General features: G+C 26.2%; 13 protein-coding genes. 8 read left to right on the top strand and 5 right to left on the bottom strand.

Translation table 4 applies throughout. The features are described from left to right. Positions 1-12 precede the first annotated feature (12 nt). From pheT to AAHM98_RS00930, 5 genes are all read left to right on the top strand, one after another. Complete coding sequence (pheT, locus tag AAHM98_RS00910) at positions 13-2,421, top strand: phenylalanine--tRNA ligase subunit beta (RefSeq protein WP_342276635.1); 2,409 nt, start codon at positions 13-15, stop codon at positions 2,419-2,421. 178 nt (positions 2,422-2,599) lie between these two features. Next, positions 2,600-4,024 carry an MATE family efflux transporter gene (locus tag AAHM98_RS00915; RefSeq protein WP_342276636.1) on the top strand — a complete coding sequence of 475 codons (1,425 nt, stop codon included), beginning with the start codon at positions 2,600-2,602 and terminating at the stop codon, positions 4,022-4,024. Positions 4,025-4,165: 141 nt separating this feature from the next. Next, positions 4,166-4,606, top strand: a complete 441-nt coding sequence (locus tag AAHM98_RS00920) for an ATP-binding cassette domain-containing protein (protein WP_342276637.1) — start codon at positions 4,166-4,168, stop codon at positions 4,604-4,606. A 136-nt stretch (positions 4,607-4,742) separates the two neighbouring features. Next, the gene (locus tag AAHM98_RS00925; protein ID WP_342276638.1) at positions 4,743-5,168 is read left to right on the top strand and encodes a hypothetical protein; all 426 of its coding nucleotides are present in this window, start codon (positions 4,743-4,745) and stop codon (positions 5,166-5,168) included. Between the two features lie 20 nt (positions 5,169-5,188). Further along, the gene (locus AAHM98_RS00930; protein WP_342276639.1) at positions 5,189-5,512 is read left to right on the top strand and encodes an ABC transporter permease; all 324 of its coding nucleotides are present in this window, start codon (positions 5,189-5,191) and stop codon (positions 5,510-5,512) included. A 52-nt stretch (positions 5,513-5,564) separates the two neighbouring features. Here AAHM98_RS00930 and AAHM98_RS00935 read toward each other — a convergent pair whose 3' ends face one another. The 3 genes from AAHM98_RS00935 to AAHM98_RS00945 all read right to left on the bottom strand — a co-directional run bounded on the left by AAHM98_RS00935 (position 5,565) and on the right by AAHM98_RS00945 (position 7,640). Next, positions 5,565-6,158: a hypothetical protein gene (locus tag AAHM98_RS00935; protein WP_342276640.1), complete on the bottom strand. Its 594-nt coding sequence runs from the start codon at positions 6,156-6,158 to the stop codon at positions 5,565-5,567. Next, positions 6,116-6,391, bottom strand: a complete 276-nt coding sequence (locus tag AAHM98_RS00940; protein ID WP_342276641.1) for a hypothetical protein — start codon at positions 6,389-6,391, stop codon at positions 6,116-6,118. Before AAHM98_RS00940 ends, AAHM98_RS00935 begins: the two co-directional genes overlap by 43 nt. 325 nt (positions 6,392-6,716) lie before the next feature. Next, positions 6,717-7,640, bottom strand: a complete 924-nt coding sequence (locus AAHM98_RS00945) for an OTU domain-containing protein (RefSeq protein ID WP_342276642.1) — start codon at positions 7,638-7,640, stop codon at positions 6,717-6,719. Positions 7,641-8,076: 436 nt separating this feature from the next. On the opposite strand from AAHM98_RS00945, the gene AAHM98_RS00950 reads away from it, so the two are divergent. After that, complete coding sequence (locus AAHM98_RS00950) at positions 8,077-10,695, top strand: valine--tRNA ligase (protein ID WP_342276643.1); 2,619 nt, start codon at positions 8,077-8,079, stop codon at positions 10,693-10,695. A gap of 1 nt (position 10,696) precedes the next feature. Here the strand turns inward: AAHM98_RS00950 and AAHM98_RS00955 are convergent, their stop codons facing one another. Together AAHM98_RS00955 and AAHM98_RS00960 are read right to left on the bottom strand one after the other, a co-directional pair. Further along, positions 10,697-11,194, bottom strand: a complete 498-nt coding sequence (locus AAHM98_RS00955) for a hypothetical protein (protein WP_342276644.1) — start codon at positions 11,192-11,194, stop codon at positions 10,697-10,699. Positions 11,195-11,232: 38 nt separating this feature from the next. Continuing rightward, positions 11,233-11,604, bottom strand: coding sequence for a hypothetical protein (locus AAHM98_RS00960; RefSeq protein WP_342276645.1), 372 nt, complete (start codon positions 11,602-11,604; stop codon positions 11,233-11,235). Positions 11,605-11,836: 232 nt separating this feature from the next. On the opposite strand from AAHM98_RS00960, the gene AAHM98_RS00965 reads away from it, so the two are divergent. Together AAHM98_RS00965 and AAHM98_RS00970 are read left to right on the top strand one after the other, a co-directional pair. After that, a complete protein-coding gene (locus AAHM98_RS00965) occupies positions 11,837-12,094 on the top strand; it encodes a hypothetical protein (RefSeq protein WP_342276646.1) in 258 nt (85 codons plus the stop codon). A gap of 28 nt (positions 12,095-12,122) precedes the next feature. Beyond that, positions 12,123-12,380 carry a hypothetical protein gene (locus AAHM98_RS00970; protein WP_342276647.1) on the top strand — a complete coding sequence of 86 codons (258 nt, stop codon included), beginning with the start codon at positions 12,123-12,125 and terminating at the stop codon, positions 12,378-12,380. Positions 12,381-12,594 lie beyond the last annotated feature (214 nt).

Raw genomic sequence — 12,594 nt, forward strand, 5'->3', positions numbered from 1 at the left:
GAGGAGTATATAATGACCATTTCACGTAAGATAATCTCACAATGATTAGATATTAGTAGTATTAAAGATAAAGAAATTATTATTGCTTTAAATAGTTTAGGATTTGAAGTAGAACAAGTTAGAAACCTAGTTTTTACCAATACTAATTTAATAGTTGGCGAAATACTTAGAATTACAAAACATCCTAAGTCAAGTAAGTTAAATATATGCGAAGTAAGTTTGGGCAATAAAAGTACAAATATTGTTTGTGGCGCTAGTAATGTTGCTGTTGGTAACAAAGTTGTTGTTGCCAAGATAGGTAGCACGCTAGCTAATGGTCTTACTATCACAAGTAGAACCATTCAAGATGTTGTTTCATCAGGAATGATTTGCTCATTAACAGAACTAGGAATTTTTGGCAATGTCCAGAATAAAGATGAAATATCAGGTATTATTCATTTACCTAGTGATGCTGTTGTTGGCAATAATAATCCTTTACAATATTTAAAATTAGATGACACAATTTTTTTTATTGATTTAACTGTTAACCGTAGTGATTGTTTAGGAACTTATAGTATAGCGCGTGAACTTAGCGCTTATTTTAAAACCCCATTAAGGAATATGGGAATCAGTAATTTATCACTTTTAGATGAAAAGCCTCAAGTTTCCGTTGTTAATACTAAAATTCAAGCTTTAGCAACTTTAAAAATTCGTTTAAAACAAAATTCAACTAAATTAACACCAATGTGAATTAAAAGAACTTTACAACTTGTTAATATTGCTCCTAAAACTTTAGTTGAAGATGTTGTTAATTTAGTTATGTTAGAATTGGGTCAACCGATGATTACTTTTAATGCTGAGTTATTGAAAGAGCCTTCAATTAATGTTTCTCCGAAATCATATCCAGAAGGCAGTTTAAAAATCGAAAAAGGAGATATAGTTATCCATGATAAGTTTTTAGCCTTTAGTGTTTTAGGAGTTAGTTATAAAATTGATTATGAAGTTAAGCCAAGTACCAAAGATATTTTTATTTTTTCCATTAATCCTAATGTTCAAACAATGATTGAACAAGTTAAACGTCATACTGTTATTAACAATATTTTTATTGAACGTTTAGTGAAACCAGTTGCTCCTAACTACTATATGATTGCCTTACAACGTTATTTATTTATTTTAGATCAATTAAAAATTGAATATGAAATTCTTGGATTTAGTAACGATATTCCTTATAATATTCAAGAAAAATCACTTGTTTTAAATTATAATGATATTAATAAAATTTTAGGTTCTTGCTTAGAAATTAAAGATATCATTAATTATTTAACTGTTATTGGTTGCAAAGTTGAACTGGATGCCATTAATCATGAGTTACTAAAAATAACTGTTCCAGGCCACCGTAACGACTTAAATAATACTAATGATTTAAGTGAAGAAATTGCTAGAATTATTGGTTATGATAATTTGCCAGTAGTAATGCCAGTATTTTATACTACCCAAAAACCACCTACAGTCTTAGAAACATTAATGGGAAATTGAAGAAATTATTTAATTAGTTATGGTTTTAATCAAGTAAAAACTTACAGTTTAACAAGTAAAGAAAGTTTAACTGAATTTAATTTTTTTAATCATAAAAATCCAGTTAGTTTAAGCTCACCATTAACTTCAACACGCGAAGTTATGCGTTTTAATTTAACAGATAGTCTATTAAAAATTTGCCAATATAATTATGCTCGCAAAGAAACTCAATTTAAAATTTTTACTGATGAAACTATTTATACTGGTGATGATGGTGATGATAATCATCATTTAGGATTAGTGGTTATGGGTGACTTTTTGCCAAAGTTTAGTATTAACAAATCTAATATTAATCCTTATCATGTCGTTAAAGGCTTCATTGATGGTTTTTTAAACAAGGTTATTCCTAGTGCTTCACAAAATATTATTTATAAACCTAATAAAAACATTGCTATGCATCCATATTTAAGCGCTGATATTTTTTATGAACAAGAGCACATTGCTACTATTGGAGCATTGCATCCACAAACTGAAAAACAAATGAATTTTGAAAAAATATTTTTAGCAGAAATTAATTGTACTAAATTAGCAGAAATTATTGTAGCATCTGAAAAAAATGTTACTAAGTTTAAACCATGATCAAAATTTAATCCATTAAGTCGCGATATTTCTGCTATTGTTGGAATTAGTATCCAGTTTTCAGATATTAAATTTATGCTGTTAGACGAAAATATTGAGTTTCTTGAACAAATTATATTAATTGATTTTTACACTGATGATCATTTAAAATCTCAATTCCAACATTCTTTAACTTTTAATTTAAAATTCAATAGTAGTGAAAAACAATTAGATGAAGAAAAAATTAAACATTCAATAACAGCTGCCCAAAATCTCTTAAAAAACAAATTTAATGCTACTATTCGATAATAAAGTTAAGAAAGTAATAAAATTTTAAAGAAAGGGTCACGTCTAAGTTGAACAAAACTTAGTAAGGAGACCTCTTTTTATGAGATAATATAGTAGTAGATAATTAAAAAATACCCCACAAAAGGCATTTGAAACGCCAGAAATTAGGGTAATCATTCCAACTTAGAAGTGATGTTAGATGCACCGTTTTAAAAATAGCAATTTAAAATTTTATAAAACTGCATTATTATTTATGATTCCAATTATTGCCCAGTCATTAATTGAAACATTATTAAATTTGATGAATAATTTTGTAGTTGGTCAATTTGGTGATGTTAATTCTATTGCTGGAGTTGCATCATCAAGTAATATTTATGATATGGTTTGATATATTTTTTTTGCTATTGTAGCAACAGGAAATATTTTTACTGCGCAATATCTAGGGGTTAAAGATAAAAATAAAATTCAAGAAACTACTAATATTAAGTTATTTTACACTTTAATCTTTTCTATTATTTTCGTAATAGTTTTAGAATTATTTAGTAAACAAATTATGGGTGTTATCTTAGGTTCTGAAGGTAAAACACATGAAAAAGCCATTGGCGTAGCTGAACAGTATAGTCGTTTAATTGCCTGAAACTATCCTTTGCTAGGATTTGCTTTTATTATGTCTATTACTATGAATACTTGTGGTAATGTTAAAACACCACTAATAACTTCAATTTGTTCTTTATTTTTAAATACCGCTTTAGTTTGTATTTTATCTTTACCATATAAAGGTGGTCCTAACCTAGGAATTGAAGGTTTAGCTATTAGTTTAATTGTTTCACGAGTTGTGGAATGTATTATCTTTGTTACTTACTTGATTTATAAAAAACCCATTTATTCCCCTAATTTAAATATTTTGAAATTTACTAAAAATTTACACAAAAAATATATTATTACATTTTTACCATTATTTGCTAGTCAAGTTTTATTTGGTGTTTCAGTTGTTATGTTAACTGCTCTGTATTCACATTATGGCGATACTGATGTAATTGCTGCTGTCCAAATTGTTGGTTCTGTTGTTGCTATTTTCTACTCTACTTTTAGGGGATATAATGCATTAGTAGGAAATTCTGTCGGAAATTTATTAGGTTCTGGTGAGTTAGTGCTAGCTAAAGAAAATGCCTTAAAAATTTTAAAATTAAGTTTTGATATTTCGACAGTAGTTGCTATTATAATTGTAAGCAGTGCCTTTTGGATACCCATGGTTTTATTTCCTACTTTATCAGTTAAAGCTATGAATTTAGCTATTTGATATATGGCCTTTTCTGCTGTTACTTATTTCTTTATTAATATGATGCAACCGTTATTTAGTTTTCTGTATGCTGGTGGTTATACGTTAATTGTCAGTATTGCTGATTTATTTTTAATTTGATTTATTGATATTTTTATTACCTTTGCTTTATTACAATGAACAAATTTGAGCATTGAAATGGTAATTATGATTTCTTGTTTAGATAAAATAGTTGATTTTATTTGTGGTTATTTACTATATAAATTTATTCCGTGAAATAAAAATATTATTAATATTGTCAAATTAGAAAGTATTCCTCATCCTACCTTTGAACCACATGGATAAAAATATTAAAAGGAAATATTTAATGTTATACTTATAAAGTATAAAATTCAAGAAAGGAATTAATTATGAGTGTAATTAAAGTTAATAATATTACCAAATCATATAATGGTAAAGTCGTACTTGGTCCGATTAGTTTAGCGATTGCTTGCAGGTAGCTCAGTTGCTATTTTCGGTGCTAATGGTGCAGGAAAAACTACGCTTTGCGAAATAATTAGCAATACCAAAAACGCTACTAGCGGTAGCATTGAATATAGTTTTGATAAAAAGGATATCCCTTACGTTTTAGGGATTAACTTTCAAGATCAAGTTTACCCTAATTTTATTATTGTCAAAGAATTAATAAACTTTTATCATAAAATTTATGTTGATAAAATTAAACCAGAAGTATTTTCTTCAATGTTAGAAAAATTCCAATTAGCAGAATTGTTTAAACGGAAAGTAAATAGTTTATCAGGTGGACAAAGACAAAGAGTTAATCTTTTCTTATCTTTATTTCATCAACCTAAAATTTATATTGGTGATGAAATATCAACTGGTTTAGATGTTAAAACCAGAATTGATGTTATTAACTTTTTGCAATAACAAATTAGTTTAAATAATATTACTTTAATTTTAGTTAGTCACAATCTTGATGAGATTCAAGCGCTATGTCAACGTATTATTTTTTAAAAGATGGTGTGGTTATTGACGACACTACTGTTAGTAAGGAGGCAAAATAATGTTAGCCATGTTTCGATTATTATTGGGTTACTTAAAAAAATCTTTTCATAGTATCTTTTTTGGTTTTGTTTTTCCGATTATTATGTTAACGATTTTAGTTGCAGTGCTTGGCGCTAATACGACTAATTCCGCTAATACTGTTTTACCAGGATTAGTTATGTCAGCATCTCCAGTATTAGGAATTGTTACACTAGTTATGACTTATTCTGATTTTAAACAATCCATTATTATTAAAAGAATTGGTGCAACTCCATCACGACCATGAGAATTTATTAGTAGTATTTTGATTTTTCATGTTATTTTAATTTTTGTTGGTAGTTTCTGAACATTAGGAATTGATGCTGCTTTATATCACAATCAGATTAATTGGGGTGCTATTAATTGAGGATATGTTTTATTATCAATTTTTTACTATCATCAGTAATGTGTTCAGCAGTAGGGGTAATGGTAGGAATCTTAGCGCCTGATTTTAAAGTTGCTAATGCTTTTTCTTTATTATTGTATTTACCAACTTCATTTTTATCAGGACAATACATTCCTTATCAAGGTATTAGTAATCAACCTGCTTTAGTTGTTATTGCCAAAATTATTCCTTTTTCATATCCTGTTTCAATTATGAATCGTGGATGAAACAATTATAGTTCAAGTTCTGATTTAGCTAATTCTGCTTTATTTAATAACTATTGAGTTCCTATTTTAGTTAGTTTTGTTTGAATTGGTGCATTAGTATTTGGCGCTATTATGGCTTACAAATACCGTTGTAAATAAATGTATAACAAAACTAAAATTCACACCAATATTGGTGTGAATTTTTATCTTTTTATAAAGGGTTTGGTAATATTGAAAATGAATTTTGTTGGGATAAACTTGTTTCATCAAAGTTATTAACTTCAGATGATGTAAATTCTTTTTTTAAATCATTTGGAGACTGTGCTTTATTACCATTAGTTAAGGAATAAGCAGTTTTTAATGATTCAATTTCAAGTTTTAATGCTTTAGATTCTTCGTTTAATTGATTATATTTGTCAGGACTATATTTTACATTAAGTTGTCTAATTTCTTTACTTTCTCACATTCCACACGTAATAAATTTAAGTGGTCAATGTCATCATTTTCTTAGAATTTGTTTATCTTTTTGAAAATTTGATTGAAAATTATTAATTTTTTTATTTATTTCTGCTAAAACAGTTTGTTTTTGTTTTATAATTTCAAAAAGTTCATTTTTTGCACTAGTTAAAGGAGTTATTACGTCAGTTTCATTAGAATCTGAAAGAGATATTTTATCTTCGTCAGTAGTTGTTAAAGCAGTTAAATCATACTCATGCACCAATTTAAAATCTAAAACTAGTTTTCCATCTTTTTGTTGTTTGTTTAAAAATGATATAGTCGTAGAAAATAAATTCAGTATTGGCATAACTTGGCTACCCTTATATTTTTTACATCATCTCCACAATATTTCTCATACTTTTTAAGTATGCTGATAGCGTTATCAATATCTTCCAATTTTGATATTTTTTTTAATTCTTCAATAATTCTTTTAAAGTAAGGAATTTGGTTTTTATATTCCTTTTTGTATTTTGAATTTGTTTCTTCAAGTCTTATAATTAATTCTTTTATATCTTGTTTGCTGCTGGCATTTATTTTCACTTCTCCCCAATTTAAACATAAAAAAATCCTTTACTTTTACTTAAAAGTAAATGGGTTTAAAAACTTATATTAAGTTTACTGTCTTAGTATACTAACTTTTTTTTGAAGTTTTGATAATATGCTTGTTAACACATTTTGAGTTTAGAAATGTGGTTTTGAGTAGAATAGAATGTATTTGATTTCCACCATTTTTGTTTACAAACATTGGTGTAAACAAAAATAAAATTAACATTGAAATCAATGTTAATTTTTAACTGTCTCATTTAATTTTATAATTCAGGAAATAGTAAATTTAACTTAATTATGCTTAGAATATCATTATTTATTAAGCAACTTTAATTGCAAATGGTTGATTAGCGTTTGCATTAGCAAATGCTGATAATTCCTGAGCACTTGTTTTGGGGTTGTTAATTATTGGTTTAACACATGATTCAAAAGAAAGGTTAGGATTTTCTAATAATTTATCTTGGTTAGTTAGTTCAAAAACAGACTTTTCTAATATTTTTGATTGTTTATCTGAAGGTGCTTTGTTTAAATCTTCAATAAAAATATTTATTATGGCATCACAATCTTTTTCATCGATATCTTTACTTAGTAATTGTTGTTTATAGGAATTTAATATAGCATGATAGTTTTGTTTTGTTGCTGCTGAAATGTTTTCTTCGTTCCTATTATTAATTACATTTGAAGAATATTTATAATGTTTATTTTCATAATAATGTAATTTTATTTCATCATTAGTATTTACATAATCTGGTTCAAATTTTTCAATATATTTAACGTCAGATGTTTCATTAGTTCTAATAATATTACAATTTAAAATATTACAAATTGCTTCAATTTCATTAGAACCTGCATAATTACCATTTTTTTTCATTTTTTCTAAAGTTGTTTCTAGTTGTTTTTCTTCATTATCTTTAGGATTTAATTTTTTATTTTCTTTATTAATTTCACTTTCTAGTAACATTGATCTAAAATCACATTTGTTAAGTGGGCGTTCTGTATCTAAATTTTCCTTAATATAATTATAAATACGGTTACGAAATAGTTTAACTAGGTTCACATTTTCATTATCATTAAAATCAAAATCATTAAAATTAAAAATACGGTTTCAATCACTTTCTGTGCCAAAAAGTGTTTTATACCTTTCTTTAAATTGTTTTTCATCAGTTTTAACTTGTTCTAAATATGACACCATTACTGCTCATAACAGGCAATTACCATCGCCTTCTACATCTTTAATTATCATATCAGTTTACTCCTTTTAAAAATGAAAAACCATTTACTTTGAAATAAAGTAATGGGCTAAAAATTAAGCAAAATATTTAGTAAAATTTTACTTTTGCTTTTAGTATATACTTTTTTTATTTAAAAGCAAGTTATAAATGTAAGAATAATTAAACAAATGATTGTCAGATAAAACATTGCTTTTTCTAATTAAACCTGTAAAATAAAAAGTAATAATAACTTAAAAAATATGAAAGAGTAAACAATGAATAGTAAATCCAGAGACTTAGTGGTCGGTGTAAGCTAAGCAAGTTCTTGTTGAAGGTAGTTTATATTTGTATTATATTTTTCATAAATAATTAAGTGCATTTATTTTATATAAATGAATTAGGATGGTACCGCGTTCATCAGACGTTCCTATTTTATAGGAATTTTTTATTTTTAAAAAGGAGTAACCAATGAAAAAATATTTAGACAAAAAATATGACCATTCAGTAGTTGAAAACAATAAATATGAACAATGAGTAAAACAAGGTATTTTCACAGCTAGTGCTAAAAATGAAAAACCATCATTTACTATTATTTTACCACCCCCTAATGTCACAGGATTGTTGCATTTAGGTCATGCTTGAGATGGAACAATCCAAGACCTGTTAATTCGTTATAAACGCCTACAAGGTTTTAATACACTTTTTGTACCAGGTATGGACCATGCAGGGATTGCTACACAAGTAAAAGTTGCTCAACATATTAAATTTGAACAAAATTTAAATTTACAACAGTTAGGAAAATCAAAATTTTTAGAACAAGCATGAAAATGAAAAACAGAGTATGCTAATAATATTAGAACTCAATGAGCCAAATTAGGACTTGCTTTAGACTATTCTCGTGAAACTTTTACACTTGATACCAAAGTTAATCAGGCTGTTAACCAAGTATTTGTGAAACTATATAATGATGGTTTAATTTATCAAGGTAAAAAAATTGTTTTCTGGGACCCGCAATTACAAACTGCTATTTCTAATATTGAAGTAAATTACAAAGAAACCAAAGGAAAAATGTATTATTTAAAATACTTTGTTGTAAATAGTGATCAATTTATTACTATCGCCACAACACGTCCAGAAACCATGTTTGGTGACCAATGCATAGTTGTTAATAGTAAAGACAAACGTTATACTAAATTAATTAATAAAATGGTTATTAACCCGGCTAATAAGGCTCAAATTAAAATCATTGCTGATGATTATGTAGAAATGAGTTTTGGTACTGGTGCCATGAAATGTACACCTGCCCATGATGCTAGTGACTATGAAATTGCACTCCGTCATAAGTTAGCAATGCCCATTTGTATGAATATTGATGGAACCATGAATGAATTAGCTTTGTCATATGTTAATCAAGATCGTTTTACTTGTCGTAACCAATTAATTAACCAATTAACTAAAGAAAATCTAGTTGATAAAATTGAAGATTATATTCATCAAGTTGGTCATTCGGAGCGTAGTAATGCTGTTGTAGAACCATATTTATCACAACAATGATTTGTAAAAATGGAACCATTGGTGAAAAACATTTTAGAGAAACAAAAACACGTTAAAACTAAAGTTAATTTTCATCCCATTTCGTTTGAACAACAACTTTTACAATGGTTAAATAATATGCAAGATTGATGCATTTCCCGTCAACTATGATGAGGACATAGGATACCTGTTTGATATCATAAAACAACTAAAGAAATTTATGTTGATAAAGAACCACCAAAAAATATTGATGATTATACACAAGACCCCGATGTTTTAGATACTTGATTTTCTAGTGGTTTATGGCCATTCGTTACTTTAGGATGACCTAATAAATCCTTTGATTTCCAAAAATATTATCCAACAACAGTTTTAGTAACAGCTTATGATATCTTATTTTTCTGAGTTGCTCGTATGATATTCATGGGGTGAGAGTTTACTAATCAAAAACCGTTCCAACATGTTTTAATTCATGGTTTAATTCGTGATGAAACAGGCAGAAAAATGTCAAAATCATTAAATAATGGAATTAATCCGATGGAAGTAATTGCTAAATATGGCGCTGACGCTTTACGCTATTTTTTAGTTAGCAATTGTGCTCCTGGTCAAGATTTACGCTTTAGTACTATTAAAGTGGAAGCTGCCTGAAACTTAAATAATAAATTATGAAATGCAGCGCGCTATGTGCTAATGAATTTGCCTGCTAGTTTTAAATTACAATCTAATATTAATCATGATAATTTTATTGACCAATGAATTTTAGAACAACTAAATGAACTAATTATTAAAGTTGAACAAAATATGGAACAATATGAATTTGTTTTAGTTACCAAAGAATTATCAAATTTTATTTGAAATAAATATTGTTCTTGATACATTGAATTAAACAAAGTTAATTTACAAAATAATAAATTAAAAATTAATTCTTTACAAACATTGTATTATGTTATACAACAAATTATTATTATGCTGCATCCCTTTGTCCCGTTTATTACCCAAATCATTTATGAAAAGATGGGTCATCAAGACACCATTTTAAATGATAAATTCCCACAAATTCAAAAGTTGGGTACTACTAAAAAAGCTAATGAATTTGTTAATATATTAATAGAAATCATTAGTGCTATGCGTGAAATTAGAAAAGAACTTAACTTACCATTTAAAGCGCCATTAATTATTCATGTTAATAGTGATAACAGTTTTTTCAAGCAAGCAAAAGATGATTTAAATCCTTACTTATTACAATTAACTAATAGTAAAATTGTAAGTGTTAATGGTAGTTCATTACCCATTAATAATAAAATTGTAAAAGTTATTCATGAAGCATTCTTGGAAATTAAAACGGAAAATTTATTTGCTAAAGACGAACAATTAAATAAATTAAATAAAGAATTAGATGTTGTTAAAAATGAAATTTTACGTAGTGAAAATATTTTAAGTAATGAACAATTTATTAAAAAAGCACCATCAGAAAAAATTGCTTTAGAAAAAGCAAAGTTAGCAGATTATGAAAAACAAAAATTATTAATAGAAACAAAAATTAAAGAGTTGTAGATTATTTGGTAGAGTTAATAGGAGTTAGTTCAAACTGAAAATGGTCATTATTTGTTAACAATGTATCATCAATACCCATTGGTGTTGGAACAAAATGTTTACCATCTACAGCTTCTTCAACTTGTCATCAGTCATTATCATCTTGCTCTACATTTAAATTACTATCACTTGTTACTCCATATAAATACCGGAGATTCATACTATCATATTTTTTAACTTCAAATTGATTAGTACAAGCATTTAATAAACTCCCTAATGTTTTAAATGTAGTAACATATGTGGTTCTAGTTAATATTGTTTTACCAAGTGTTTTATCAGCACTATCAATAGCTTCAATGGTAATAGTAGTAACATCTTGGTTATTATTATTTTGTCCATTAAAATATTTAGGTAAATAAATAATGTTTAAGATAACTGAAACACCAATAACTATGGTAATACAATTGTATTTAATTCATTTGATAAACGTTTTATTTTGTAAAAACTGTAGTTTCTCCATATTATTCATATTCCTTTGATTTTTAATAAAATTCTAAATTAAGTAGTTGTTTGAAAAATTGTATTTGGTTTAAATTCATCACCAGAATGTCCTGACATTATATCAATTTCATAAGTTACCGGTCCAATTCCAGTAATTGTAATAATACTTTTTATAAAAGCAACTAAATTATGAGCTTGTCAAGTAAAGTTTTGCAGTTTATTGTTGTTAATATAAGTAATAGTATCATTAATTGACTTTAAAAATAAGTTATTCGTATCATTTATTTTAGTTTGCTGATTTATTTTTAAATTTGGAACTGTTACTGAATAATTACCTGTTGTGATGGTAAAATTTTGTATTTCGATTAAATTATTTGATAAACCACAAGTGCCACTTATTCCTAATGTTAATGTTATTAGTATAAACAAAATTTTTGCATAATTTATATCTTCTTTTTCTTTTTTAATTGGAATTAAATTAATTATAAGATTTTTAAAAGGATAAGTATAGTTTTGTGTATAAATTCTTTTAGTTTTTGCATTTATTATTTAACACTTATTTATTAAATTTTTATGATTTAAAAATGAGAATAAAAATAAGAAAAAATTAAAAAAGGATTTTCTTAGTTTCTATTATAATCATTGTTTGAGGTGATATCATATGCGATGATTAATTATTAGCATTTCTAGTATGATGATTATTAGCAATACTATTGTTGGCATTAGTTTATATAAAGGGTTTAAAAGTAGTGAGCATACCAATAATAATCAAGATGAAAAAGTGATTACTGTTACTATTGAAATTAAAGACCATTTACCAATTCGTTCCTCATTAAATGTTTTAGATAAATACTATATCAAGTTGATGAAACCTAAAATGAGTCTTATTAATTTAATTAATAATTTACCCTATTTCTAATGATGATTTTGATATTTTAGCATTAGATTTGAATCAAACCATTAGTGAAGACTATAGTTTATTATTAACTCCATGACCTAGTAGTATTAAATATTATAGCCGTTATAATGTCTCATTAGATGTTTTAATAAATTTGGGAATTAGTAATGATGATAGTAAAAAAATATTGGTATTATTTAATGATAAAACTTTGGATAGTGATCAATTATTAGAAAAATTAAAAAAAATATTGGTAACAACTAAACAAAAATATATTAAACTAATGCATAAGTTTATTGGATTTTAATTTATGTTTAGTTATCATATTGTTTTAATTGGTTTTTTAATTTTTTTATTATTTTTTGTTAGTAGTCTTTCCATTTTCAGTGGTGTTATGGTATTAATATTTTTTATCTTAACTTTATATTTTATTTTTATCAAAAAACAAATATGACATAAGTTTGCATTGTTAATGCTAGTTTACCAACTCATAATTATGTTCGCGAACAAACTATTAACCT

The organism is Spiroplasma endosymbiont of Nebria brevicollis, from assembly GCF_964030895.1.
Classification (GTDB): domain Bacteria; phylum Bacillota_I; class Bacilli_A; order Mycoplasmatales; family VBWQ01; genus Spiroplasma_E.